The sequence below is a fragment of the Enterocloster sp. OA13 genome (genome assembly GCF_022440595.1).
Taxonomy (GTDB): Bacteria; Bacillota; Clostridia; order Lachnospirales; family Lachnospiraceae; genus Enterocloster; species Enterocloster hominis.
This window is the reverse complement of the sequence record NZ_JAKNTF010000001.1, coordinates 5,368,513-5,393,425: the sequence shown is the minus strand read 5'-3', so window position 1 is coordinate 5,393,425 and position 24,913 is coordinate 5,368,513. Positions and strand designations below refer to the sequence as shown.

General features: G+C 43.6%; 34 protein-coding genes and 1 pseudogene. 14 read left to right on the top strand and 21 right to left on the bottom strand.

Going from position 1 to position 24,913, the window contains the following annotated elements:
• Positions 1 to 18: 18 nt before the first annotated feature.
• The 7 genes from MCJ35_RS23965 to MCJ35_RS23935 form a co-directional block, all read right to left on the bottom strand.
• On the bottom strand, positions 19 to 858 hold the full coding sequence (locus MCJ35_RS23965; protein WP_025484899.1) for a hypothetical protein: 840 nt from the start codon (positions 856 to 858) through the stop codon (positions 19 to 21).
• An 89-nt stretch (positions 859 to 947) separates the two neighbouring features.
• Entirely contained in the window at positions 948 to 1,376 is a 429-nt protein-coding gene (locus tag MCJ35_RS23960; RefSeq protein ID WP_025484900.1) for a single-stranded DNA-binding protein, read from the bottom strand.
• Between the two features lie 259 nt (positions 1,377 to 1,635).
• Positions 1,636 to 2,085 carry a hypothetical protein gene (locus tag MCJ35_RS23955; RefSeq protein WP_025484901.1) on the bottom strand — a complete coding sequence of 150 codons (450 nt, stop codon included), beginning with the start codon at positions 2,083 to 2,085 and terminating at the stop codon, positions 1,636 to 1,638.
• A gap of 45 nt (positions 2,086 to 2,130) precedes the next feature.
• Positions 2,131 to 2,898, bottom strand: coding sequence for an SDR family NAD(P)-dependent oxidoreductase (locus MCJ35_RS23950; protein WP_025484903.1), 768 nt, complete (start codon positions 2,896 to 2,898; stop codon positions 2,131 to 2,133).
• A gap of 76 nt (positions 2,899 to 2,974) precedes the next feature.
• Entirely contained in the window at positions 2,975 to 3,409 is a 435-nt protein-coding gene (locus MCJ35_RS23945) for a winged helix-turn-helix domain-containing protein (RefSeq protein ID WP_025484904.1), read from the bottom strand.
• Positions 3,410 to 3,787: 378 nt separating this feature from the next.
• Positions 3,788 to 5,044 carry a sensor histidine kinase gene (locus MCJ35_RS23940; RefSeq protein WP_025484906.1) on the bottom strand — a complete coding sequence of 419 codons (1,257 nt, stop codon included), beginning with the start codon at positions 5,042 to 5,044 and terminating at the stop codon, positions 3,788 to 3,790.
• A 9-nt stretch (positions 5,045 to 5,053) separates the two neighbouring features.
• Positions 5,054 to 5,767 carry a LytR/AlgR family response regulator transcription factor gene (locus MCJ35_RS23935; RefSeq protein WP_025484907.1) on the bottom strand — a complete coding sequence of 238 codons (714 nt, stop codon included), beginning with the start codon at positions 5,765 to 5,767 and terminating at the stop codon, positions 5,054 to 5,056.
• A gap of 415 nt (positions 5,768 to 6,182) precedes the next feature.
• Here MCJ35_RS23935 and MCJ35_RS23930 point away from each other — a divergent pair, with 415 nt between their 5' ends.
• From MCJ35_RS23930 to MCJ35_RS23865, 14 genes and pseudogenes are all read left to right on the top strand, one after another.
• Positions 6,183 to 6,629 (top strand): VOC family protein, encoded by a 447-nt coding sequence (locus tag MCJ35_RS23930; protein ID WP_025484909.1) that lies wholly within the window; start codon positions 6,183 to 6,185, stop codon positions 6,627 to 6,629.
• A 99-nt stretch (positions 6,630 to 6,728) separates the two neighbouring features.
• Positions 6,729 to 7,172 (top strand): hypothetical protein, encoded by a 444-nt coding sequence (locus MCJ35_RS23925; protein ID WP_240299675.1) that lies wholly within the window; start codon positions 6,729 to 6,731, stop codon positions 7,170 to 7,172.
• Between the two features lie 70 nt (positions 7,173 to 7,242).
• Positions 7,243 to 7,974, top strand: a complete 732-nt coding sequence (locus MCJ35_RS23920; protein ID WP_025484911.1) for an SDR family NAD(P)-dependent oxidoreductase — start codon at positions 7,243 to 7,245, stop codon at positions 7,972 to 7,974.
• Between the two features lie 100 nt (positions 7,975 to 8,074).
• Positions 8,075 to 8,362, top strand: a complete 288-nt coding sequence (locus MCJ35_RS23915; protein ID WP_025484913.1) for a hypothetical protein — start codon at positions 8,075 to 8,077, stop codon at positions 8,360 to 8,362.
• A gap of 327 nt (positions 8,363 to 8,689) precedes the next feature.
• Positions 8,690 to 9,148 (top strand): hypothetical protein, encoded by a 459-nt coding sequence (locus tag MCJ35_RS23910; RefSeq protein ID WP_025484915.1) that lies wholly within the window; start codon positions 8,690 to 8,692, stop codon positions 9,146 to 9,148.
• Positions 9,149 to 9,241: 93 nt separating this feature from the next.
• Positions 9,242 to 9,742, top strand: coding sequence for a GrpB family protein (locus tag MCJ35_RS23905; RefSeq protein WP_025484916.1), 501 nt, complete (start codon positions 9,242 to 9,244; stop codon positions 9,740 to 9,742).
• Between the two features lie 136 nt (positions 9,743 to 9,878).
• Complete coding sequence (locus MCJ35_RS23900; protein WP_081739157.1) at positions 9,879 to 10,091, top strand: nucleic acid-binding protein; 213 nt, start codon at positions 9,879 to 9,881, stop codon at positions 10,089 to 10,091.
• A gap of 101 nt (positions 10,092 to 10,192) precedes the next feature.
• Positions 10,193 to 11,206, top strand: a complete 1,014-nt coding sequence (locus MCJ35_RS23895) for an ROK family protein (RefSeq protein WP_240299674.1) — start codon at positions 10,193 to 10,195, stop codon at positions 11,204 to 11,206.
• Positions 11,203 to 11,676, top strand: coding sequence for a GNAT family N-acetyltransferase (locus tag MCJ35_RS23890; protein ID WP_240299673.1), 474 nt, complete (start codon positions 11,203 to 11,205; stop codon positions 11,674 to 11,676). The genes MCJ35_RS23895 and MCJ35_RS23890 overlap by 4 nt, the downstream gene beginning before the upstream one ends.
• 30 nt (positions 11,677 to 11,706) lie before the next feature.
• A pseudogene (locus tag MCJ35_RS23885) lies at positions 11,707 to 11,823 on the top strand (MBL fold metallo-hydrolase); the annotation flags it as partial.
• Positions 11,824 to 11,978: 155 nt separating this feature from the next.
• On the top strand, positions 11,979 to 12,137 hold the full coding sequence (locus MCJ35_RS23880; RefSeq protein ID WP_240299672.1) for a hypothetical protein: 159 nt from the start codon (positions 11,979 to 11,981) through the stop codon (positions 12,135 to 12,137).
• Positions 12,138 to 12,178: 41 nt separating this feature from the next.
• Positions 12,179 to 12,817 carry a hypothetical protein gene (locus tag MCJ35_RS23875; protein WP_025484920.1) on the top strand — a complete coding sequence of 213 codons (639 nt, stop codon included), beginning with the start codon at positions 12,179 to 12,181 and terminating at the stop codon, positions 12,815 to 12,817.
• Positions 12,818 to 12,844: 27 nt separating this feature from the next.
• Positions 12,845 to 13,348, top strand: a complete 504-nt coding sequence (locus tag MCJ35_RS23870) for a GNAT family N-acetyltransferase (protein WP_034577305.1) — start codon at positions 12,845 to 12,847, stop codon at positions 13,346 to 13,348.
• A 114-nt stretch (positions 13,349 to 13,462) separates the two neighbouring features.
• Positions 13,463 to 13,888 (top strand): helix-turn-helix domain-containing protein, encoded by a 426-nt coding sequence (locus tag MCJ35_RS23865; protein ID WP_025484922.1) that lies wholly within the window; start codon positions 13,463 to 13,465, stop codon positions 13,886 to 13,888.
• A gap of 51 nt (positions 13,889 to 13,939) precedes the next feature.
• On the opposite strand, the gene MCJ35_RS23860 is transcribed toward MCJ35_RS23865, so the two are convergent.
• From MCJ35_RS23860 to MCJ35_RS23800, 14 genes are all read right to left on the bottom strand, one after another.
• The gene (locus MCJ35_RS23860) at positions 13,940 to 14,497 is read right to left on the bottom strand and encodes a hypothetical protein (RefSeq protein WP_155858447.1); all 558 of its coding nucleotides are present in this window, start codon (positions 14,495 to 14,497) and stop codon (positions 13,940 to 13,942) included.
• Positions 14,412 to 15,005 (bottom strand): hypothetical protein, encoded by a 594-nt coding sequence (locus MCJ35_RS23855; protein ID WP_025484925.1) that lies wholly within the window; start codon positions 15,003 to 15,005, stop codon positions 14,412 to 14,414. The genes MCJ35_RS23860 and MCJ35_RS23855 overlap by 86 nt, the downstream gene beginning before the upstream one ends.
• Positions 15,006 to 15,021: 16 nt before the next feature.
• A complete protein-coding gene (locus MCJ35_RS23850; RefSeq protein ID WP_240299671.1) occupies positions 15,022 to 15,582 on the bottom strand; it encodes a sigma-70 family RNA polymerase sigma factor in 561 nt (186 codons plus the stop codon).
• Between the two features lie 23 nt (positions 15,583 to 15,605).
• Positions 15,606 to 16,010 carry a zinc-finger-containing protein gene (locus MCJ35_RS23845; protein ID WP_025484927.1) on the bottom strand — a complete coding sequence of 135 codons (405 nt, stop codon included), beginning with the start codon at positions 16,008 to 16,010 and terminating at the stop codon, positions 15,606 to 15,608.
• Between the two features lie 141 nt (positions 16,011 to 16,151).
• Positions 16,152 to 16,499 (bottom strand): hypothetical protein, encoded by a 348-nt coding sequence (locus MCJ35_RS23840; RefSeq protein ID WP_025484928.1) that lies wholly within the window; start codon positions 16,497 to 16,499, stop codon positions 16,152 to 16,154.
• Positions 16,500 to 16,586: 87 nt separating this feature from the next.
• Positions 16,587 to 16,961: a DUF6133 family protein gene (locus tag MCJ35_RS32610; protein ID WP_051400632.1), complete on the bottom strand. Its 375-nt coding sequence runs from the start codon at positions 16,959 to 16,961 to the stop codon at positions 16,587 to 16,589.
• A 41-nt stretch (positions 16,962 to 17,002) separates the two neighbouring features.
• Entirely contained in the window at positions 17,003 to 17,881 is an 879-nt protein-coding gene (locus MCJ35_RS23830; RefSeq protein WP_155858448.1) for a hypothetical protein, read from the bottom strand.
• Between the two features lie 8 nt (positions 17,882 to 17,889).
• The gene (locus MCJ35_RS23825; RefSeq protein WP_025484933.1) at positions 17,890 to 18,810 is read right to left on the bottom strand and encodes a type II secretion system F family protein; all 921 of its coding nucleotides are present in this window, start codon (positions 18,808 to 18,810) and stop codon (positions 17,890 to 17,892) included.
• On the bottom strand, positions 18,810 to 20,180 hold the full coding sequence (locus tag MCJ35_RS23820; RefSeq protein WP_025484935.1) for an ATPase, T2SS/T4P/T4SS family: 1,371 nt from the start codon (positions 20,178 to 20,180) through the stop codon (positions 18,810 to 18,812). Before MCJ35_RS23820 ends, MCJ35_RS23825 begins: the two co-directional genes overlap by 1 nt.
• The gene (locus MCJ35_RS23815; RefSeq protein WP_025484937.1) at positions 20,164 to 21,033 is read right to left on the bottom strand and encodes a CpaE/TadZ family protein; all 870 of its coding nucleotides are present in this window, start codon (positions 21,031 to 21,033) and stop codon (positions 20,164 to 20,166) included. The genes MCJ35_RS23820 and MCJ35_RS23815 overlap by 17 nt, the downstream gene beginning before the upstream one ends.
• Positions 21,034 to 21,037: 4 nt before the next feature.
• On the bottom strand, positions 21,038 to 21,916 hold the full coding sequence (gene cpaB, locus MCJ35_RS23810; RefSeq protein WP_025484938.1) for a Flp pilus assembly protein CpaB: 879 nt from the start codon (positions 21,914 to 21,916) through the stop codon (positions 21,038 to 21,040).
• A gap of 142 nt (positions 21,917 to 22,058) precedes the next feature.
• Positions 22,059 to 22,529: a prepilin peptidase gene (locus tag MCJ35_RS32330; RefSeq protein ID WP_051400633.1), complete on the bottom strand. Its 471-nt coding sequence runs from the start codon at positions 22,527 to 22,529 to the stop codon at positions 22,059 to 22,061.
• Positions 22,504 to 24,192: a DUF8193 domain-containing protein gene (locus tag MCJ35_RS23805; protein ID WP_155858449.1), complete on the bottom strand. Its 1,689-nt coding sequence runs from the start codon at positions 24,190 to 24,192 to the stop codon at positions 22,504 to 22,506. The genes MCJ35_RS32330 and MCJ35_RS23805 overlap by 26 nt, the downstream gene beginning before the upstream one ends.
• Before the next feature lie 77 nt (positions 24,193 to 24,269).
• The gene (locus tag MCJ35_RS23800) at positions 24,270 to 24,851 is read right to left on the bottom strand and encodes a DUF6550 family protein (RefSeq protein ID WP_155858450.1); all 582 of its coding nucleotides are present in this window, start codon (positions 24,849 to 24,851) and stop codon (positions 24,270 to 24,272) included.
• Positions 24,852 to 24,913 lie beyond the last annotated feature (62 nt).

Here is a 24,913-nt window from a genome sequence, read left to right as displayed (position 1 = left end):
TTTTTCATCATCCTTTCTTTATGTCCAGGACACGATAATACGGTCCTTTTCTACTTTACCGTTCAGTTCATATTCCGTTAGAAGCTGCAAGAATTCATTCCAGTAATTCTTTGGCGGGAACTGATCTAAAGTACCTTTCAACACTTCTTTTTTGTTACGGGTGATAACGATGTCACCGTTTTCCTTAATGGAAAGCCTGCTGTGGCCGTTGGCATTTAAGTCCGTGATGATGTCCTCAAGGATTTTACGGCCGATTAAGTCGTACCAGGAGATAACATCCACCACAGGCGGTTCCGGCGCCACTTCTGCATCCGGTTCTGTCTCCGTATTTGCTGCTTCCGCAAATTCCCCAATAATAAGAGGAACGATCCGGATCCGGGCATACCGGTCAAAATGGACATCAGCATGAGTAAATTGAGCCATATCGTCCGTCATGATGCGGAAGGTTTTACCATCCAGGATATCTGTCAGGTTAGGGCTTCCGTCCCAACGCCAGGTGGCATCCGGGTATGCGGATTTTATTTTTTCGGTAATTCTCAGGCTTATATGCTGAAGCATTCGTTTGCTGTCAGGTTCCGGTACGGCCTTGGGCAATGGGGAAAGTGTCTCCTCCGCTGTCACTGTCGGACCGGGGGCGGCAGTAGATACTTCCTGCTTCGCTTCCTGCCACTGTGTAGCTGCCTTTTTGATAAGGGAGTATATCCTGGGGCCGAAAAATACGCCGACGGCCAGGATTATCCAGATCAGGATAGCTGCCAGCATAAGCTGCTGGGAAAGCTTTCGGTTGAAAACCACGGTGAGCAGCAACAGGACAATGATTAATACTTTCAGACTTTTGTTAAATATGGATGATTTCATTTGCGTTTCCTTCCTTTCCTAATAAAATAAAAAAGAGGAATTGCCTGGGACTTTACTCCCGTTGCAATTCCTCTTTTGGCCGCTAACATTTAGTTAAACGGCAGTCCATTCTCACCACAGTTCTGGGTTGGTACGAAACCATCGCCGGATTCGCCGTGATCTCCGCTTTCAGATGATTCTTCATCCTTTGGCCGGTTGATAGGCACATAGGACCAGGAAAGCAGTGTAATCTTTGCATTCCAGCCGGGGGTGCCGTCACGCCTTGCAAATTCTTCAAGCTCCTGTTCTCCGGTAATGAACAACAGGCTTCCTTTTTTGACTCCGGCATCAATCATACGCTGTGCCGCATCTCCAAAGAGAAGGCAGTTGTAGAAGTTTGGATGGGAGTTTTCTCCGAATCCCCTGCTGACGGCAAAACCAAACTGAACGAATTTTGTGTTTTTTCCGTTCTGGCTGGTTTTCAGCTCCAGGTCTGCAGTGACCCTTCCAAGAGTGGTGACGATTACTGGTGTGTTCATAGTTCATTTCTCCTTTCTTTTTTGGGAATAAAAAAAGTGCCAAAAAAATGCCATCCTTAAAGATGGTATTTCTTGACACTTCATTCCAACTTAAACAACGTGTGTGGCAATATGCCAGTCACAAAAATCAATTACATTAGCATATTACCACAATATATAGTGGTTGTCAAATATAAAACAACTATATAAGTGAACGGAAACAGAAAGATGGAAGATTCATATAGTAAGTACAGAGAGAGACGGATAATCTTTAATTTTGTTAATCGCATGTGTTAGCGATATGGAAAAAAAGTCCCTCTGATTTTGCGAGCTGTATAATGATATCCTTCATTTTCTCGTCTGGATTGTAGACACTGATATACGAGTCACCACCATTAATCAGTATCATAGTCTTTTGGGTTCCAACAAATATATAAATACAACCTTTATAATCCAATATATATTTATTAATGGACTTTGCCAATTTTGCCGGGATAGGATTCTTTTTCCACTTATCTTTACGGCCAATATCAAAATCATAATAACAATTCAGTTTCAACAATATATTCGTGATTTTTGCGGCAAATATTTTAAGGTTTTTATGCTTTCTCCAATACTTGTCGATAGGAAAATACCGGCTGCCATAATCAACTGCAACTTTTTCTGGGAGAATGTCGATTAAATAGCAAGGCATTTCCAACATTTTTTCAATACTATCGTAATTATTCATTAAAATGACTCCTTTGGTGAATAAGGGTAATAAAAACATGAAACTTTATCGTTTAATCATCCACTGGGCGATTGGATTAATAAGTGATACCGGGAATAATTTTGCAAAAAGGACAAGGAGCTTATTATATAAACCGGCTGTAACAGTACGTTTTCCTTTTATCATACTTCTATAACCTATTTTTGCTACATTCGAAGAGGTCATTACTCCGATTTTAAAAAGTAATGTATGATCGATATTCGCTTTGGTAGCAAAGCCTGTTTGGGTTGCACCTGGGCAAAGGCAGGTTACGGTGACTCCGGTTCCCTTCAGCTCCTGATAAAGGCCATTGGAAAATGAAAGCACATAGGCTTTTGTTGCCGCATATACTGCATCACATGGACAGGGCATATAAGAACCAGTGGAACCTAAATTTAGGATACGGCCATGTCCCCGTACTATCATTCCGGGAAGGAACAGCTTCGTCAGTTCGGTCAGTGTCCTAATATGTACCTGTATCATATCAAGTTCTCTGGAGAGGTTTGTATCAGTAAAATATCCAGCTTCATTAAAACCAGCATTATTGATGAGAATATCAATAACCACGTTGTCGGCAGCTAATGTATCATAGATGTATCTGGCCGCATTCTGCTCTGTTAAATCACATGGGAGAGAGATTACCTTAATGTTTTTCTTCTCAAAGTATAGAACCTGTTGTTCCAGCTTCACTTTGTTCCGGGCGACCAAAACTAAATTGTAATTTTTACTTGCCAGTAAATTACAAAACGCCTCTCCAATTCCACTGGTTGTTCCTGTTATTAACGCAGTCTTCATTTACAGCCTCCTATATCAGTCTGTTATGAATCGTAATTTAGCCGGCCCCTTGTCCTGAAGAAGGGAGTGAATTCCTCTATTGTGGATCAAACTTGTATCCCCTTCCAATAACCGTTTGGATATAACCGCCGTTAGGATTTTCCTGCTTTAACTTCCGCCTGATCTGGCTGATGACATTGGTTACTGCCGTTCCACAGTGCTCACCGGCCTCATTCCACACAGCTTCATAAATCTGTTCTTTTGAAAATACCCACCCTGGATGCTTTGCCAGGTAGCAGAGCGTTAAAAATTCAAAACGGCTTAGAGAGACAGGGATTCCACTTTGATAGACATTTTGTTCTTTCAGGTGGATTGACAAACCGGGGAAAGACATGCTCATCGAATCATCATCAGCACATTGCAATGGAAGCTCCGTAAGCTGACAATGCTTATGCTTAGAGAAAAAAGCTGATAGTTCCTGAAGTATCGTTTCTTCCATTGTACTGAATTCGATAATCATAACTTTTGCCATAGATTAACCATCCTTTCACTCAAATGTCATCAGGAAAATTATACTACTTTTTATTTTTTACGGTGATGAATACGGACAACCCAATCAGGATAATACAAATCATGCCAGTATTAAAACATATCAGATGAAAAATCAGGCGAATGAGTCCTGCCGTATACTGCATGGCAAAATAGTAAATAATTAAAATGAAAAGTAATAAAAGCAGCCATATTTTGTAGTAAATAATTTTTTTATAGCTCATGTTTTTCCATGCCCCCACATCCTGTTTTTTCATGAAGCAATTTTAATGAAGGAACAGGCAGCTGTCTATAGAAATGCGAAAACCATAAGATAGATGACGGAATTCTATAAAATCAATAACACAGGATGCCATAACAGCTATGAGGGCAGATACAGAATAATGCCCACCTTAAAAATGTGATTGGAAGGATCCACATGCATCTGTCCCTGATACTTTTCTACAATATGTTCGACAGAGGAAAGCCCAAGGCCATGGGAATTCTCATCCTTTTTGCGGGTAAGGTAATGCGCCTCTCCCCTTCTGACAGTCCCGTCATAAGAATTTTCAACCTTTATATATAGGACACCCATTTGAACGCCGATTTCAACCAGCAGGTTCTTTTCTTCACTGGTGCCAAGTCCGCTAATGGCATTATCCAGTAAATTCCCAAGCATAATGTTTATATCAAAGAAATCTATCCCCAACTGCTCCGGCAGCTGTACGGAGGCATTAATGTCTGCGCCTGCATCGGCAGCTATCCCTAATTTATAGTTCAGGATGGCATCTAATTCCAGATTGCCGGAATGGATATATTCATTTGATTCCTTGAGTTTTCCGGAAAAGGTATCCAGATATTGTACCAATTTTTCAGTTTCTCCCGTTTCCGTGAAATGCCGGATAGCCATCAGGTGATGTGCTAAATCATGCCGTATAATGGAAATTTTCTGATTGCTTTGCCGTATCAGCATCAGCTCATTGGCATAGGCCTGGCTTTGCTGCTCCAGTAGCTGCTTAGCGCTCAGGGATTGATAATACCGTTCAAACACGTCCAGCAGGTGAAAAACAATGATATTGGTGACGACTAAAACGGCGGCCGTGACAAAAATCGACCAAATACGGTCATTGATGAATAAGGTAAATGTCATAATAAGAATGCTGCCGGCAGACAGCAGAAATATGGCCAGCCAGTTAAGCAGGTTGAGCTGATCCGACGGTCTGGGAATCTGGACTCTTTTTAGGATGATAGATAAGGTGAAAAGCCCCATAGCGGGAAATAAGGTACCCATGGCCGCTTCCAGATTCTCTTCCAAATGAAGCCGGATAAACAGTGCGTAACTAAGTGAATCGAGCATCATGGCAAATGCATAGGAACTGATACATGCCAGTAACTTGCTGCGGACTCGCCCTGGATATATACTCACAATAAGAAAAAGGGAGAGCAGGTTTGAGGGGATTACAAACTGTGGCCTCTGAAACAGTAAATAGGCGGTACTGGTCAATAAAAAGAAGATGGAATAAAAAAGAAGCTCCTGTTTCCTGTCTATTCTTGAACAGTCGAAATATACATGAAAAAAACAAAAGTAACCATAGACCATAAAAGCATTTGCCAGTAGATAAAAACAGACATACAACATTTACGGAACTCACTCCTTTCGCAAAAACATCTGAAACAGTTGTTCCCTGACAATCTGTCGGTATGGCTGGCTGATGGACAAGGCTGTTTCATCATCCAGGATTAATTGTTCATACTTCATTTGCCGTATGTATAGCTTGTGAATTAAAAAAGAATGATGAATCCGGATAAATTCCTGGACAGGGAGTTCTTTTTCAATATCTGTCAGCTTTGCAGCGAAGATATATTCACCATTTATGGCATGGACGATGACGTTCTTATTTTTGCTTTCAATATAGCGGATATCACGGTACGGAACCCGGTAAATAGCCTTCTGTACGGTGAAAGCAAGACAGGGAAGGTTTCTTTCCGTTAGTTCTATAGCGGTATCAATGCAACGTAAAAACTTTTCTTCGTTAAGCGGCTTGGTTAGGAAGTTTAATGGACGCAGATCAAAGAGCTGCATTGCATATTCCTGCTTACCGGATATATATAAAATTTCTGTTGCCCGGTCTTTTAGTTGATTGCGTAATAAGGTTCCTACTGTGACCCCATCCATCGCTTTTAATCCAATATCCAAGATAATAAGGTTAAATGTCAGGCCGGCGCAGATACTCCCATATAATTCCTCGCCGGAATGAAATTCATATATCAGAAATTCTGCAGTTTTTTCGTGAAGTCCAAGAAGCCTTCTTAACTCAGCGCATACTGTAGCTTCATCGTCACAAATTGCTATTGGGAACATGTTTATCATCTGCCTTTATATAAAATGATTGTCAGTTGCTTCCGGTAATTTCCAGTCCTGTGCCTCAATGAAACCTGATTTCTCCATGCCAAACACCGGCAGGTAAAATAATTGTTTATAACAATACCATTATCACTTGAAAATTTCAATCATTATTTGACGGTTTTATGGCGCCGGCAGACCTGTCAAAAAATTGGTGCTTCTAACTTACGATTTTCGCTTTTATGTGGATTTGTATTTAATCGGGTATTAAAATAAAAATTTATGGAGGAGATAGAGAAACAGTATGCATTGCTGTTTCTTCATGAAATTGTAAGATAATATTTAGAAGGTGTTTGTGCCATTTTCAGACAATATCATTATAATGATAAATAAAATGCAGACCTTTCAATATGAAAGCAGGAGGAATTAATAGATGTTTCGATATGCTCACACCAATATTATTGCGAAAGACAGCAAAAGGCTAATAGACTTCTATAAAAAAGTGTTCCATTGTAAAAGTATAGGGGAAGTCAGAGATCTGCGTGGAGCCTGGCTTGATAAAATGACAGGAATTCCGAACGCACACATTACCGGAGAACACCTCTGTCTGCCGGGATATGGAGAGGATCATCCTACTCTGGAGATATTCTCTTATGATGATATGGCTATGGCGGATAGTCCTCAGATAAACCGCTGCGGCATCGCCCATCTGGCTTTTGAGGTAGATGATGTTGAGAAAACATTGGAACTGCTGCTTCAGGAAGGCGGCGGTCAGATAGGTGAGATTGTCAGAGTTGAATATAAGGACGGCAAAAAAGCAATCTTTGTCTACGCTACGGACTGTGGGGGAAATATTGTAGAACTGCAAAGTTGGATTTAATTAAGGAAACGATAGACACCATTTAGAATTTGGAGGTTATTTTATGAGTAAAATAGTGGTTTTGATTGAGCTGATTCGACATTTGGAAGGAGAAGTGAAATGAAAAAATGGTTTTTTTGGTTTACAATGTGTCTTGTTTCAATTTTAAATGGAGCTGCCTTTTTTGGAGCTTCTATAAGTGCATTGAATCGCGGCTTAAACGGGGTTGACAATCAAGCGGCATTATTATTTATTCCCTTCCTTTGGATTATAGCGGTATTTGTCCTCGTCGTGCTCAACATATATACGCTTATTCGAGGAATTAATATAAAAAAGGAACAAATAATTCACCTTTTGGATGTATTTCACCTATCTGGACTTTCTAAGAGGGTAAAGATATCCAGAGTAGGCTTTATTATAATAACCTGTTTTCTTATGCTATTCGGATACAGCCTTTTTGCTGCGGAAAGAATGTGGTCTATTGTATATGCACTATCGGGTGGAATCTTACTTTTGTTTCTATATACCTGGAAAAGGGCAGCTGTGCAAAGAACAAATGGGTAGAGTGAAAGCGAGAAGCTTTTTAGCAAGTTGATAAGCAAATACTGTTATACTTTATAGAAGGAGCGATAGAATGGGCAGGAAAAAGGTTGCAATTGTGACAGGAGGCAGCTCAGGCATGGGGCTTGCCATTGCAAAGCGATTATCTCAGATGGACATGGATGTTATTGTTTTTGACATCCAGGCGCCACCGGAGGGCTTTCAATATTATCAAGTGGATATCCGAAAAGATGATCAGATTTTAAATGCATTATCCCAGATTCCCCAGGTAGACATTCTGATAAATAATGCGGGCATATATTTTGAAAAATATCTGGAGGATACCTCAAATGATGAGCTGGATCAGATGGTAGATGTCAATATCAAAGGAACTTATCGGATGACAAGGAATGCACTTCCCAAAATCATGGAGGCAAAAGGAAATATTGTCATAATTGCATCTTGCCTTGGCCTGGTGCCGGAACTGACTTCTCCTTTATACTGTACCACGAAAGCTGGGCTGATTATGCTGACGAAGTGTCTTGCACAGCAGTACGCGGATGTCGGGGTAAGAGTGAACTGTGTGCTGCCGGGACCAATCGACACACCACTGTTGCAAAGAAGCTTTCCGGATAAAGAATCTGAGAAGCTCTGTGCAGCGCGGATTCCGATGAAGCGCATCGGCCGGCCGGAGGACATTGCCCATATGGTAGCATTTCTGGTAAGCGATGAGGCCAGTTACATAACAGGAGGGGCATTTCCGGTAGACGGAGGTGTTTCCTCAACAAGCATGTATTCAAAAGGCAGGATTTCAAGCGAATATTAAAAGATTGCCGGCATATGATTTTCAGCAGGAAGCAGGTATGTTATTTCCGGATTATAGCATTACTGCGATAGAAAACTGGCCGACTGATTAAGGGGATTATATGAATAGATTGAAAGAAAAGTTTCACCTCAATATTACCAATATTATGTTTTGGCTATCTAGTACGTTTATCGTTATTTGTATGATAGGATTAGTAATGTCACCTTATATCTCTAAGAAGATGAAAAATGATAATTACTTATTTACCGATAGTGAGGATATGCAGTTATTTGAAACAGCATTGAAGGATAATGAGGTTCCATATACGGAATTGTCGGAAAATGCTATATCAATACCCGCTGATTGGAATGATTTGGGAGCAGAAGTGTATCAGAACTGTTTTAACTAAGATGGCTGGATTACCGGGTTAGTAATCCATTATTCTCCATTGAGCGATCATCTATGAGTGTCCAATTTTCCTTTCCTATAGTTTCTTTTAGAAACTATATAACAGACATGTTCCTACTTTACATTAAATATTTACAGCCATATTATAATCTCATAGGAGCAGATTGTACAAATGTCTATTGATAGTAATCCTGGCGGTAATCATGGGCATAACTTTCTATACAGATATATATTTATTGGCTTAAAAGCATTTTGATCTTTGTATTTTATAAGAACAAGAGTATATGTAGTACCAGATCTGAATTTACGATGAAAGAGGTATAGTCTTATGGAAATCAAAGTAGGGAAATATAAAAAAAGGAATCTTTTCATTTTGTCAGCATTAATGGTTATGACGATAATTATTTCAATATCAGCTTTTGTTAATTGGAAAAATTCTCCTAAGCAAATTTATCTTTTAAATAAGGCTGAATTAGAGGTAGCAGTTAAAAAAATTTTAAAATCAGGTAATACTGGGGAAATTCAAATCCGTGGAGTACAGAATATTGCTTATTGTCCAGGAGAAAATCCAATTATTGAATTTACAATTTCATCGATTGGGATTGCGCCGGCATCTACTTATAAAGGCTTTTATTATTCGGTAAACGGAACACCGGAGGCATTTCAGAACCTAGACATATCCCTGAAGGAAACAAAAAATGGCTGGTCTTGGAGGGCGCAGGGAGATAACCAAGGTACAACAAGTCACATAGAGGGAAATTGGTTCGTATTTGAGGCCAGTTTTTAGGGTGATATACATATATCGGCGTGAAAAATCTTAAATTCCTGTTTTCGGACGGTTAAACAGAGAGAGGAATCGGAATTGCGGAGGTAGACATAGTTGATATTAAATGAAAAAGTACATATAGAAAATCATAATCCAAATTGGCAGCGTGATTTTGTTGATGAAATAAAAATGTTAAAGAATAAGCCTCATTTAACAACATTGGCTTTTGAACATATTGGCAGCACTTCAATTCCAAACATAAAGGCAAAACCGATTATAGATATTATAATTGGTGCAGATAGCTTTCCGCCAGAGAGAATGATTATAAAGGAAATTGAAGAATGCGGCTATACATATATGAAAGAAATGAGTGTATCCGATAGATTATATTTTATAAAAAGAGGTTTGAAGAATTTTAATTTACACCTCATCGCATATAAAGGAGATGTATGGGAGAAAGATATATTGTTTCGTGACTATATGATAAAACATCCAGAAAAGGCACAAGCGTATTCTTCTTTAAAAGAACAAATTATAATCAATGGAATTGATACATTGTTGGAGTATTCTGAGAAAAAAGCGGAATTCTTTTCTGAAATGCGGAGAGATATGTAATGATTGCAAATTTCTGTTTATCGGACGGTTAAAAAGAGCGAGAAATCGCGATTTATGAGGATGAATGTTATGGATCAGGACTTATGATGTAGAAGGGGATTAGTAAATTATTAGTACAGAATAAGGGAGATTGCTCATGAGAACATGTTTACGGTGTCAAAGTGAAATGATTGAAAATTGTGCTATAAAGGTGCAGGGTGTCGGATATGGAATTGGAATGTCAACAGACAGCAGACGCCTGTTTGCAAATCGAATTGGAAAGCCCAAGGTTGCAATATGCCCCCACTGTGGTGAGGTGTCTATCTATATAGAAAATATTGAAGACTTAAAACAAAAACGGAAGGATTAGGCGTTTAATTCCAAGCGCGAAAAATAATAGAGTAACAGCATTCTGTATTATCCCACTATTCGTTATGAATAGTGGATATTTACTATAAGAAAGTGGTGGTAATGATGGATCAATATGTAATTGGTGTTGATTTAGGCGGAACAAATATAAAAATAACAGCCTATTCAATTGAAAATCTTGCATCTGTTTATGAAAGACGAATTCCCACAGAGACGCACAACGGCTGGGAACATGTAATGAATCGGATTTATAATGGGCTTACAGATCTGTTTCAGGTATTTCCCCAAAATCAATTTTCTTGTGTGGGCCTTGGCATTCCGGGACTGTTAGATATAGAAAAGGGGATATCTCAGTTTTCACCTAACTTCCCATCGTGGGAGAATGTTCCCGTTGTGGCCTGGCTGCAGGAGCGGCTGAAACTGCCTGTATACATAGATAACGATGTGCGCGTCAATCTTTATGGTGAATGGTATTGTGGCGCAGGCCGTGGAAAAAAGAATGTGGTTTTACTTACGCTCGGTACAGGGCTTGGCTCCGGTATAGTCGTGGATGGCCATGTCCTTTATGGGGCAACTGCAAGTGCCGGTGAAGTCGGTCACATGAATATGTTTCGACAGGGCCGGCCATGCAAATGCGGCAGTTCCGGCTGTCTTGGCCGATATGTTTCTGCTCTGGGGTTAGTGCGCACATTAAAAGAAAAATTGGAAGATGGAACACCATGCATCATTCGAGAATGGGTTAACGGCGACCTTGAAAGGGTGACTGCAAAAATGATATCGGATGCCTATGATTCAGATGATCGGATTGCTGTGGAAACTATGACAGAAACAGGTGAAATATTGGGGTTTGGCCTGGTTAATATAATTAATCTGTTTAATCCGGAAATTATCATCCTTGGTGGTGGAATGTCTGCCGCTGGAGAACGGCTTTTACAGCCAGCCCGGAAAGTTGTGGACAACCATGCTTTGAGGATATCACGCAGCAATTGTTCCATTACAACAGCACAGCTGGGGGATGCCGCTGGTATGCTTGGCGCTGCTATTTATGCAAAACAAAGGCTTACTAATTGCGGATTAGGGATAAGTAAAATCATAAATGGAGGAGATAAATTTTGACATTAGATAATAATGGGCTGCGTTATGAATATACAAATGGCGGTGATAAAGATTTTATCCAGTTATGCCATTCGCTGGATGAGTTTTTGAATGAACTGGTCGGTGGTGAAGAAAAACGTGCGCAGTATATTCCCTATAATGCGCTGGATGATATACATGATGTAATTGTGGTATATGATCAGGATATCCCCATTGGCTGTGCAAGTTTCAAATCGTATGATACGGCATGTGCGGAAGTAAAGCGTGTTTTTATCCGTGCCGAATATCGGGGAAAAGGGATATCTTATAAGCTTATGGAACAGCTTGAGAAACTGGCAAGGCTGCAGGGATACACACGCTTTGTTTTGGAATCGGGAGAACCTTTAGCTGCGGCAATGCACTTATATCGTTCCATTGGTTTTAAGACTATAGCCAACTATGGACAATATAAAGATATGTCGGAATCTGTTTGCATGGAAAAAATTTTATAAAATAGACATCTATCTTTGTAGGAGGGCCAGATGAGACCATGCTTTTCAATTGATGAAATTGATTCAGATACTTACATTATCAGCGAATACCGACACTGGGAAGAAACCTATAGCTATCTTCTGAACGGCGTTGCACGCAGCCTGCTTTAGATATCCAGCCAGAAATCCTGGTTCGTATTTTTTTCCTGTATATATAGAAGCAGAAGCTGATTTTAAACATATTCCTACTGCAGAAGATATACAGATGATTGAACGAAATAAACAGATAGTTGAAACTAAAAAGGTGGCTGGGAGGATACATAATGCAGGGACTTAAACGGATTTTATTTGGTATTGCGATAATTTTGATTGGCGGCTTTTTTATTATATCGCCAGACAGCAGTCTGGGCGGTTGGGGAGAGCTAGTATGCTTTGCTATCGGAATAGGACTGGGAATCTCTGGCCTGAAATGTAATGAATGAATATCATATTTATTAAACCAGCTTTTGATGGAGGTATAGTCATGAAACAGGGATATGAAAGTCCTGATCGAAGGGCTGGCATTCAAACGGAAAGACGAGTAATAAAAAGTGCTTTTCTCATAATTATGTTATTGGCGATGCTGCTGACTGCCTGCGGTAGCAAGCAGAAAGAAGCGGCACAGAGCGAAACAATGGTTATAAAGCCAAGTGAATTTTCAGAAGAAACAAAAGAGGTGTTAAAAATTCTGGATGACGAAATTTCCTTTTTTGACTATTCCGTTGACGAGACAATAAAATCTATGCGTATTGATATATGGGCATATAAAGATGGGAAATGGATAGGGGTAGGAAACACCTTTGGAAATCTAAAAGAGAGTGATGGCCGTATTGCAGTCAGGATAAATGATGCGTCCTATGATATCTTTGACATTGATGAGACTGGATATGTGAAGTCAAGCTTTGAAAGTATCATAGATTTTAATAAATCCAAGACGAAAACATCGAGCAGCCTTTCCCAGCCAACAGAAATAGAGCTTGGGAAAGAGATATCGTTATGGGTGAAATTAGGATTCGACACGGCGAAGGCAGTAAGCACCGGAACAGCTGGAGACTTTAGAGAGTCGGATTGTGATTCCGGTTTAGCGGTAACGGTGATATTTTCTACGGAATCTGTAGAATAAATAAAATTAGTGGAAGTGGATATGTTTATGGAAACAAAAGATCTCATACTTGGGAAAGCTAAATTTGAAGACTGGGAAACAATGTACAAAAATGTATGGTCGCGGACGGAAGCAGCACGGTATATGCAATGGCAAGTGACAGAGAGTGAAGCGGCGGCCAGGGAACGGATTCGCAAGACCATTGAGTATCAGAAAAATCACGATACTTATATAGTCTATGAAAAAAGAACGGGCCAGGCTATTGGTTTTGCCGGAGTTGAGCAAATTACGCCTAATATTTATCAGGATGCAAGTATTGCTCTTGGCCCAGAGTATACAGGCAAGGGTTATGGAAAACAGATTTTGCAATTATTGTTAGGGTATTGCAGCAATTTAGGCGGGAAAGAATTTTTTTACTCGACACGGGCTGGGAATACTGCATCTAAAGCCCTTGCAATCTCCTGCGGATTTTCTTACCAGTATTCAGAACATAAAATTGACTTGCGAAACGGGAATAAGTATGAGTTGGAAATCTATAGCAAAAAACTGTAAAGGCGGGGACCGCATTCTGAGAATTCCATTCTATAACCCTTCATGTTACTTTGCATTGCTTGATGCAACAGCAGATATCCGTTATTCTGTAAGCATCAGAAGGGAGGAATTTTGATGTTTAGCGAGAATTTAAGAAATCTTCGTAAAGCAAAGGGCATTTCTCAAGAGGCCATGGCGGAGCAGCTGCATGTCGTGCGACAAACGATTTCAAAATGGGAGAAAGGTCTGTCTGTTCCGGACGCAGGCATACTGATACGGGTCGCTGAAATTTTGGAAGTTTCTGTAGGGGAGCTGTTAGGCAGCCCAATAGAAACCCCGGAGAATGTTGATGTGATTGCCCAAAAACTGGAGCAGATAAATTTTAGCCTTGCTGAAAGAAACCGGCGAAGCAGGCTTCTCTGGAAAATAGTTGCAGGAATAGCGGTTTTCTTTGCAGTAGTCACTATAGCGCTGATGATTTTGAGTGCTTCCGCATATCGGAGTTTTGATGAGCATAGTGATACACAAATGATAACACAGACGGAAGCTCAAGCAGAATAAAACACCATCCAGAAGGAGGCAAGTGGGGAATCCATCACAAGCCTCCTGTTCTTATATATCGAGAGCGTTTTCATCCGGCAGCAGTTCTATTCCCCAGAAGTTTCCGGAAGCTTCCGCTTTATGAAGCAATCTGTATTTTCCGGAGAAGGCGCCTTGAGGATTTACTGCAAAATATAGCCGGTAATGGCATCCAGGTGTGATTTTTATGCCGCTTTCCAGCAGCAGGAAGTGGGATTCCCCGTCTGGATCCAGAATGGTAACCTGTTGGTATTTTGAAAAGGGTGGACGGCGGGCATAACAGCACTCTCCTTCCAGGAGAAAGTAGGCGCCGGTCAGGCCTTTGAAAAATAGTAAGAAGCACTTCATAAGGCACATGAGGAAAAGAAAGATGCCAAGCCAGAGAAGGGGTATGTCGCTGGCAAAGAAAAAGGCGGCCAGACTGACCAAAAAGCAGGAGGCCCCAACCAGAAAGGTCAGGGCCAGCCGTTTTAAAATAATTGAGGGAATGTTCATCAGGAATCTCCTATAAAGTGTCAAATACAATCTGTTTCTTAAAATACAGATTTGCCAGTGTTGTGATTGTAGGCGGATCGGCAGTTCCAAGCCCATCTGAATCCAGAAGTCTTCCGATTGGCAGGGTTTCTAAGTTGCGCCGACGCAGCAGCCGCTTTTCGTCGGGAGTCAATCTGTCTTTCCGAAAGATAGACAGAGCCGCTTTGAATGGAAATCGCTTTAGGAAAACCAAATCTGCCAGCGCCCCCAGCTTTGCTATCGGAGTTGTAGCTGCAGAACGGATATATAAAGGATCCAGCAGGTTGTATAATGCATTGATACCAGTATAATCGGTTCCGGAGGCAATCAGTCCCCTGAACACCAGCCGCTTTAAGTAATGTTCAAAGTCCAGATCACTCAGGATATGGAGTTCGGCCTCCTTTTCGTAAAATAGTGCTCCGGCTTCCTGGTGAGTAAGAATGCTCCAGGACAGGGAGGACCACAGCAGCATCTCATGCGGGTCCAGATGCAGTTCTCTGTCCCCAAGGATAACAACCGGATAAGAATCTCCATTTGGTTTCTGCTTTATCTGATAGCTTCCAACAGCGGTATATAATGTCAACATGGTTTTCACTCTCCTTTTATTTTGCGGCAGCCAGAATGCGCGGATCTTTTCTTAGCCGGCTGCATGCCCTGGATATCCAGGCGTATATATGGTTGGGTTCTACGCGGTACATTTTGGCAATTTCTTTGCCTGTGTAGCCGTCTGCCTGAAGGAGCAGAGCCTCTACACCCTTGGCGGCAATCCCACTGTACTCTTCATGAATTTCCATCAGCAGAGGAAACAGCTCGGAGGAGGCACCAGCCTGATTAAGAACCTGGCTCTGAAGGAAGGTGTCCTCTCCGTCCTCAGACAAGCTGGCGTCCAGATATAAAAGTCTGGAATGGATATGATTCATGCGCCGGCAGTAATCATAGAGCTGATTGCGGATGACAACGGCCGCATAAGTAGCAAAGCTGGCCTCCTTTTTTGCACAGTAGGACGAGGCAGCTTTACAAAGAGCCAGGCACCCGGTTTGGTAGAGATCATCATATTCCATGCCAGTAATGTCAGTATGGGGTGTTATATAAACAGAAATCACGGTGGCTACCAGATAGAGGTAATCTTCCACACGAATTTGTTCATTTGCGCGCTGCGTCATATCCATCCACGCTCCTTTCTGCCTTAGCAGGCTATTTTGTGATTTCCTAGTACCCGTTTGCTTTCTTTAATCACCTGTTCACACATATAATCAGAGAACTGGCCAATATGGGCCTGCTCGCTACTCAGGGAAAAGATGTCCTGGAGCCAGCAATAGGCATTCTTTTTTGTCATAATTCCGTTTTTCCAGATAGAATCAAAGTATCGGTGTGCCACAATCCGTCTATGCCGCAGGCCGCCGTTTGCCAGGCTGCCTTTGGGAATCATGGTCCCTTTATGGACGCCCACATAGGAATCACAGGCAGGATAGTTGCTGCAGACATACAGATATTCCTCAATGGCATGGTTTTTATATACAGCTGACGCTTTTCTCAGCACGGCGGTGCGTCCGCAATATGGACAACGGATCGGCTTTATTTTCTTTTTCATTTTGATGACCCCTCCTTTCTGAGTATGTTTACTCATGTTTGCGTATTTCCTAATCTTATTTTAGAAAACCGGCCCCGGTTTTTATAGTAACCAGGGCCGTAATGCCGTTCCTATTAGGAACAAAATACCAATATATGTAAATTATGGGTTGGTCAGATGAAGAATTTGATGAAATGGGCAGGATTCTTCCGATGCGGTCTGGAGCATAAGCCATTGATGGTACATCTGGAGGAATGCAGAATTAGATAGGGTTCCGGCACAGTCTGAACGGTCTACGGAACCGAGGAAACTTTTTGCGTCGGCCAGGGGAATCAGGATTGGCAGGCAGTCATGCCCTGGTATGAACAGAAAGTCGCCGCAGCCCTCCTCCCGACAATACCTGCAGACAGAGCAGCAGATATAAAAAGCATTCCGATAATTCCCCTCTGTGGCCTCGAAAAAGCGGACCAGGGTTTCGTAGCTGACGCTCAGCGATTTTGTCTGATCCAAGGAATTCACCTCCTTTCTCCCAGGATTGTGGAAAAGCCATCCCGGATAGGTTTGATTTGTGGAAAAGAGCCTATCCGGAACAGACGTTTAGTTAAACAGCCCCTCAATCTCACTCGTGATTCTCGGAATCACGGTATCGTTAAAGATGGACGTGAGTGCTGCCAGGAGCAAGGCGCCAAGCACAACAGCAATGATGATCTTGACGCCATCAGAGATGTAAAAATCGCCCCTTTCATTGGTGAGGAAGTTCATTGCCCGAAAGCAGGCGGATTTGATTTGGATGGGTAAACTGCGGATTTTCTTTTTCATATGGTCTGTCTCCTTTTCAAAATAATGGTAGTGATGATACCGGCCAGGACTAAAACTGCCGGAACCAGGATACATTTCTTCATAGGGTTTTCCTCCTTTTTCTTTTTCTGCCGCTATGGGAAGCAGCAGGGATAACGGCGGTGCATCTTTCATTCCTCCTTGTGTGTTTGCAGGCAGCGATTCCCAGGCATTCCTCAGAAGAAAGCCCCCAGGGAACTGATAACCTCCACCGACAAGACGACTACATAAATCAGCAGGATGCAAAACAGCATCATCATGGAATACTTCTGCATCTGCTTTGGGCGTTTGGCGGCTTCTTTCTTTAAGTTACTCTGCTCAATCTGGCGCATATCAAAGACCAGCATCTTGAAGTACATCTGCTGGTCATCACCCCGCAGCGTTCCAATAAGTCCTCGCACAATGTCGGACAGCTGAGTGCTGCCAATCCGGTTTTGGAAGTGGAGAAGGGCATTCTCATAATTGGCAGTTTTCATATCTGCAATTGTGGTATCCAGTTCCTTACCGAGGTCGGATCCGGCGATCCTGCGGTAAGACACCAATAGCTTCAATACATCCCTGTCATTCGCCAGACTTTGCTGTATGCTGACTGCAAAACGGGGTAATTCCGCTTCAATCAGCTTCTTCCGCTTTTTCACATAGTCAAAGGCAGCATAGTATGTGGAAAACCACATCAATACGGACAAGCCCAGCACTAAAAATCCGAATAACGGCATGATTAAAAACAGTGGTACTGACACGGCGGCAACCGCCAGAGCTGTTAAGAAGGCTTTCGCAGTATAAGCCTCCGGTGTCAGAGGGATGCCCGCGATTTCCAGTGTGGTCAGAAGCCTTCCGCGCTTTACTGGATCCAGCCTTATAAGCGGGGAGAAAAATTGTGCCATTCTGGTAAGATAAACATCATAAAGTTTCTCACTTTTGGAACCGGTCTGTTTTTTTGCAATCATCATGGTCCTGGAAGTCCGTGAAGTAGGAACATCCACAAATGCACAGGAAAGATGGTAACAGCCAAAACCGGTGAGTATGGCTGCGGATAAAATAAGTAATCCAATCATAGGGCCTCCTAACCTTTGTATTCGATGGGTTTACTCAGCTGCATGATCCGGGTAAAGGAATACAGGATGACTGCAGCACAGATTGCCAGGGTGATTTTGCCGGGAAAGGTAAAAATCAGTGTTTCAAACCAGCTTTTATTTAGCACATACAAAAGGGGAATATTGCATAACACAAGAAACATCATGGCAAAAGCTTCCCGTTTTGGCTCGTTTATGATTGCCTCCAGTTCGGACTGGACAATACGCATATCCGAGAACTTCTGGACGGTAAAAGTCAGGGTATTCTTCATGTTCCGGTCAGACTGGCATTGAATCAGAGTATTACACCATTCGTGGAATATCCGGTTTGGTATTTTCATCTTCAGGGAGTTGATGGTGGAGATCATGTTTGCATTCAGCATTTCCGCCTCTATGATAAAGGTTTCAAAACTAACTTTTATCGGCGGGTTCAAATACGGGATATTCTCCTTTACAGCCTTTAGGAGATCCCCGCTCCGCAGATAAGATGTGGTTATAACGGAAATAGCTGTCTCCAGTTCCTCATTCAGATGCTTTCTATAAACTGCAGCAGTGGAGCGCAGGTACCATACCGGCGCAAAGGCAAAGCCTGCACCGAGTACCGGTATCAGGAACGGGTTATTTAAAAACAGGGATAAGACCGCGCCCAAAGCAAATAAAAGGACAGAAATACGTTTCACCATAGTAAAACGTCCTTCCCGTCCGGTTGATTTTAAAAGCTGCTCAATTTCCACATTTTCACGGTTAAAAAAGCCTTTAGCCGGCTTTCCCAGTATCACATCCATGTCATCGCGCAACGTGCTTTTCTGCCCGGTGGCAAGGAGGCGGAACAAATCCGTGAAGCGGATATCAAATAAAGTAAAAAATCCACTTATCAGCAGCACAAAAATAACAAGCTGAATCCAGTGCATTAGCTCTCACCTTTCCTTTCTTTTGTGAGGATTCCGTTCAGCTCTATCATAGAGATACCGTTGTCCAGAAGCCGCTTTTTCAGGTTGTCAGAAATATTCCCCAGCTTCTGGTGCTTGCCAATCACCTTGGTTTTCCCATCCACCGTGCGGTTATCGACGACGTTGTATTGGTATAAAGTCCGGTAGGCAAGCGTGTTGTTTAAATAATCCTCCCCTTCAATAATCTGCATAATCTTTCGGGAGCCATCCTCCAGTTGTTTTGTAAAAACCACCACCGGATAGGCTTCCACCATGATCTGCATCAGGATATCATCCGCCATATCATATTTACGTTTTGCAAGGGTCATCATCCGGCGGTAAGTTGCCTCGGCGGAGTTAGAATGGATGGTAGTGACTACGGTATGGCCGGTCCGGGAGCTTTCTGCTACGGATAATGCCTCCTTGGCGGAACGCATCTCCCCGACTCCAATTACATCCGGATGTTTCCTCAAAACCCTCTCCAGGAGTATGTCCTGGTCGATATTCAATGCCGGAGTCTCATGGGGACGGGTCAGAAGATGTACAACAGAGTTCGTGATATGTCCCTGCTCATCCCGTTTTACCAGGTCAAATTCCCGGCTGCCTTCCTCGATGGTGATAAGGCGCCGGTTATTTGGCACCATGGATAAAAGCCAGCTCATAACAGTCGTTTTTCCGGAACCAGTGGAACCGGCAATACAGACCGATACACCGTAGCGGATACAGCAGACCAGGAAATCCAGCATTTCTTCTGTGGCGGAACCGGCAGTAATCAACTTTTCCCGCGAGATGGACTGCTGGTTTACGATACGGATGGAGGCATTAATGCCCACGTCTGCATCTACGATGGGCGTTTTATCCACAGAAATCCGGATGTTTTTATCCAGATAGCCAATGACAGAGGGCATGGTATCATCAATTACCATGCCACAGGTACTCAAAAGCCGACGGATGACATCAATGGCGTGCTGTGGGGACTTGAATTTGTCCGGAATCTTCATGGAACGGCCGCCGCTCATAATCACTTCAATATCGTTGTAGGCGTTAATGTTCACCTCCTCAATCCCCTTTTTATAGATCCACTTTTTCAAAAAGGAAAATCCGGCCATATCCTCATAAAGGTTTTCGCAAAGCCCCTCCATGGACATCCCTTCCATGGAATAGCTGCACTTCATGAGGTACTGGAGGATAAATTCCTTTAAAAGCCGTTTCGCATTGTCCGGATCAGATTCCCCGGACAGGGTGTCTGCATGGTTGGCAGTGCAGTATTTCTGGACATCCTCCAGGATGTCTTCATATGTCAGGCCTTCTGCCGCTTTATGGTTAAAAAACATCTCATTCAGACTGTCCATTTGGGAAATCCTCCTCTCTGAAGTTACTGTCAAAACTGGCTTTTGTTTCCTCATCAGCATTTGTATCTGCATCTTCATCGGCAGTACCGTCTGCAGCCTCTTCGTCCAACTCGGCCGGATCCAGTGCCTTTAAACGCTGCAGAACTGTTTTTGTGGTATTGATGTAGCGTTGGTTGCAGTAAGCCAGGGCGCGGAACATCTCCCCGGAGGTTCCACAGCGCTCAATCTCTTTTGCGTAGGGGAGAATGCCGTCAAAACCTCCAATCAGATGGCCCATCTCGTCAATTGCATGGAAGGGGCGGGCCAGGCCGGCAAAGGTTAAATGTTCCTCATAACGGAATTTGGCATCCGTAAGCAGGGGCCTATGTGCTTTTAAATAGTTGATTCCCCGCAGGTCAGGAGTCAGGATCCGGATACATAAATCAGCGGATTCAATGGCCGTAGGGGTAAAGAAATTCACGACATTGGAGCTGCAGTCTAAAATCACATAGTCAACTAATCTGGCCGTTTCAGAAATCAACAGTTTTATTCGGTCGTATTTAAGCTCCGGGTAAGAAAACGGAGTTTCCCCGGCCGCGTATCCCATAACACCGATGAAAGGATAATCTTTCAAGATAGCAACCCGCTCCGCCACCAATGCGGAATTTATTTCTAAAGAAGAAAGAACGCCGCCGATGGAGGCTGATTTTTCTAACAGCCGGTCCGGCATCCATACAGGCAGCATAGGTGTGGCAGAATCGGCATTGATGATGATGGCTTTCTGTTTCCCAGCGGTTAAGACCTTAGCAAGAATACAGCAGAACATGGACTTTCCGCACCCGGGGTTCCCCCAGACAGTAATAATCTTCGACATGGCATTATTCCTCCTGTTCTTCGACTGGCTGTTTTTCCGTGGCCGGTTCGGTGCTGCTTTCTGTTTCCTGGTTTTCGGTGGAATCGGGGTCAACCTCTGGCTTTTCACCCTCTTCCAAGGAAGCCTCCGGCGGCGTCTCATCACCCAGGGCGCCATATAATTCATCCAGGGCCTGGCTTTGGCGCTCCAGCAATTCTTTAGCCAATGCGTCATTTCCCCGGCTGATTAAAGCCACATGCAGGACTCCTTCATTCTCATATCGGGTCAGCAGCATGGCCTGCTCCGGTGTGGCAAGGACGGTAATCGTTGCAGTCTGCAGTTTTTCCTCCTCCTCGTCCGGCGGCCGGGAATAATCAATATCCAATCCCTTGGAATCTGTAACAGAAAGAACTTTTACATAGTTCAGTTCCGGGATATCCGCTACAGGATTCATCAGTTCACTCTGATTGTCATAGTGGTAGAACCGGATGATATCCCCGGACTGGAGCTTATCGGATAATCCCGTTGCAAGTGTCTGTGTGGTGACCGATATGGCAACCATGCCGTCAGGGATGGAATATAAGGCCGGGTCAGAGGATAAGGGGGCAGCGCTTACTTTACTTGAAAGGATATAATCGCCGGGCATAAAGGCTGCCGCCGCATAGGCGCCTGCCACATCTTCAATATGTACTGCCACATTTTCCGGCAGGTTAAAGCCGCCTACCTCAGTAAGCTCCAGGTCTTCTGCCTTGATTTGCTGTCCACGCTCTAATTCCTTCACCACCCGTACAATCTGCGTGGTGCTGCTTGTCCTTCTGGTGACAGCCGGGATGGCAACAAAGGCAATGATGGCAGCCAGCACGATGCTGAGGATGCCATAGATAAATCGGTTATTCATTTTCATTTCTGCGTCTCTCCTTTAGCGGTTTTGGTCTAAAAATGCAAATGCGTGGTACATCAGGGCATATCCCAGGAACAGGATAAAAAGAAACGCCAGCAATAAAAAGCCGGCGACGGTGATGCAAATTAACATATATCAAGTCCTCCTATATAAGCCAAACAATCAAGAACCCGATAAGCAGAAATGGAGCAAAGGGAAGCCTCATTTTTTGTTTTCCGGATCTGGCGGATTGTAGAAAGAGAAAGATGAGGGCAGTGAGGGCGGCTGCAGTTAACAGGATGCAGATCCCGATGGTACCACAGATTAATCCAAGCAGAGCCGTCAACTTGATATCCCCTCCACCGATGCCGCCGTGGGTTGCCAGTGTAATAAGGAAAAGAATCAATCCTCCATTCAAAAAGCCAAAACAGGCTTTCATGAGCAGGAACAAAGCGGGCAGACCGGTGGAAAGACCCTGTACCGTCAGGGATAATAAGCACCATGGCAGGAAACATAATAGGGCTACATCCCGTATCTTGTGGTACCGGATATCGTAAAGAGCAAACAATGCAAGTATGCAAAATGTGGACACCTGGTAATATAAGACCAGGCTATTCCCTCTTGCTAAACCAATCATCATATAAACTCCCATCTATTTCTACAGAATCATTCAGGTTGACGGACAACATTCCGGAAGGCGTCCAGGCATCTAGCACGTAGGTATAAACGGTATAACTGGTTTGATCCGGGAACCACAGGGGAGTAAAATGGACTTTCCTGTCATAGGTAGAGTATTCGTTTGGCTGGAACTGAAATGTGGCGTTTAAGCCTCCGCTACAGCTTAAAAGGCGCCAGTATTCCTTATATTTGAATTCCGGAAAATAGGAAACAGCAGTCTGGGCTGGGGCATAATGACTGGAGGGAGCATTGACAGTCAGTTTTGCATGGGCTGTTTCCTTGATTCCATAGCCGCTTTTCATGCTTCTGCCATCGGCAGTGGGAACCTTATCATCCGGCAGGATTTCCATGGTACCGGTCAGGGAGGCTGTATAATCATCTGTATCAAATTCCCACCATCCATTATCTACCCAGTGTCCCCCTTCATCGCCATGATCGCACCAATCCCAGTCCGGAACCCAGTAAGCATACCATACACTCCAGGAAGCGGATTTGTTTTGCGGGTTGGATGGGATACCGGGTACAGTGAAACGGGGATTTGTGTCTGTTGCCTGTGGATCAGGCGGTGGATTTTCACTCAGATCCACGATGTCTGCAACAAAACTGGTCTTTGCTGCAGCCGCTTTGCGAACGGAAGCGGTTATCGTCAGCCTGGTTGGTGAAGACGGGGTGTGCCATTTGGCCCACACCACCTGGGAGCCGCCTTCCGGTATCACGATATTGTTGACGGTATAAGAGCGTCCGTCAATGTGGAACGTGACACTGGCCGGATGGTCCGGATTAATCTCCGAACTGGTGGTCAGTGTGATACTGGTAATGACATCCGTATCCACGCGGTAGGTGACATCCGGCGCTTCGATATCAATCTCCGGTGCAGCCTCATAACTGACAATTCCAATACCGAGAGAAGAAATAATCTGGTTGTCATTGACGGAAGCGGTGGAGCTGCCTGTCCAGGCAGGAAACCCGAGGTCTGCTGTCTCTAAAAAGAGTGCCAGGGGAAGATTGCGATGCACCGTGCTGGGAAGTCTTGCAGCCAAGGCACCTCCAGAAGCCTGGTTATATAGGGCGGCTTCCGTTGCAGTCATAGCATAAAAAGTGCCATTGAAGGTAAAATAGCCAATCGGCTCGATTACCAGTTTGTATTCACCGCTTATTAAGCTGTCGTAAGATATGCCGGTTGCATCGGCAACCATCTGGGCGGCATACTCAGAACAGAAATAGCGTTTGGTGGCTTCCATATTGGCCGGTTTGGAATTGCTCGTCATAATATAGGGCATGGTGGTGGCTGGAATCTGGTAAATATAGGTACCGCCCTCCGGTTCCAGGGCAGCGCCGGCCAGGTACTCCATCTTGCTTTTTTTTGCAAAATGGATAATCGTCTGCGAAAAAGTTTTATTGGAAAAATCTACAGGCGAGCTGGCTGCTGAACCAGAGGAAGCATTTACGACAGTAATGCGTACACCATCGTTCCCCGGCGACCAGTAATTTGTTGAGCTTCCCTGCCCCATCCCTGATCCGCCTCCGTCCATGTTGCCGCTGCCCGCAGCAAGGACATTGAGCGGGAAGACAGACAGCATGAGCAAAAGCAGGCAGATTGTCCTGCGAAAAATTGCTTTCATGAGGATTTCCTTTCTTTTGGGGATAGAAAAAGAGACATGGCATAATCCATGTCTCCGACAATTGGTAAACTGTTTATTTAATTCATTGTACCGACCTGCTTATTAACATCGCCGTCATTATCAATTACCTGGCCTTCAGCAGCTCCAGGAGTCATCCAGCCGAATACAGGATCATATACCTGGCCTTCGTGGCCGTCGCTCTGGGGAGCTTCAGTTACAGGTTCCGGATCCGGTGCAGGGGGTTGCGGAGCGGAGGTTGGCGCCGGTTCGCTGTCAGGAATGTCACAGGAGGGAAGACGCCCATGTTTCTCTGAATCCTCTGGAGGGGATGTCGGTTTTGTATCTGTCTGGACTTTTTCTTTCTCGGCAGCCGGCGTCAGTTCCGTCACCACCGTTTTATCATCCTCTGTCACAATCGTCTGTGTTTTATCATCTGCAGAACCGTCTGTGGTAACAGGAGCGGTTTCTGTCTCCAGCGGTGTGGCCTGCTCGGAGGAGGCCGATGTATATTTTTCCTCCCAGGAGTCATTGGAGGCGGTTTCTGTCACTTCCGGTGTGAAGGTGTGTTTGGTTTTAGGTGTCATGGCTACTACACCGATCAGTATGGCCACACAGGCGATTCCAAGCAGCGAAGCAATTACTTTTTTGTTCTTCATCATAAGTCTCCCTTCTGTCTTTTACTTAAATATACGTTTTTTTCGCGCAAAAGCCAACAATTTTT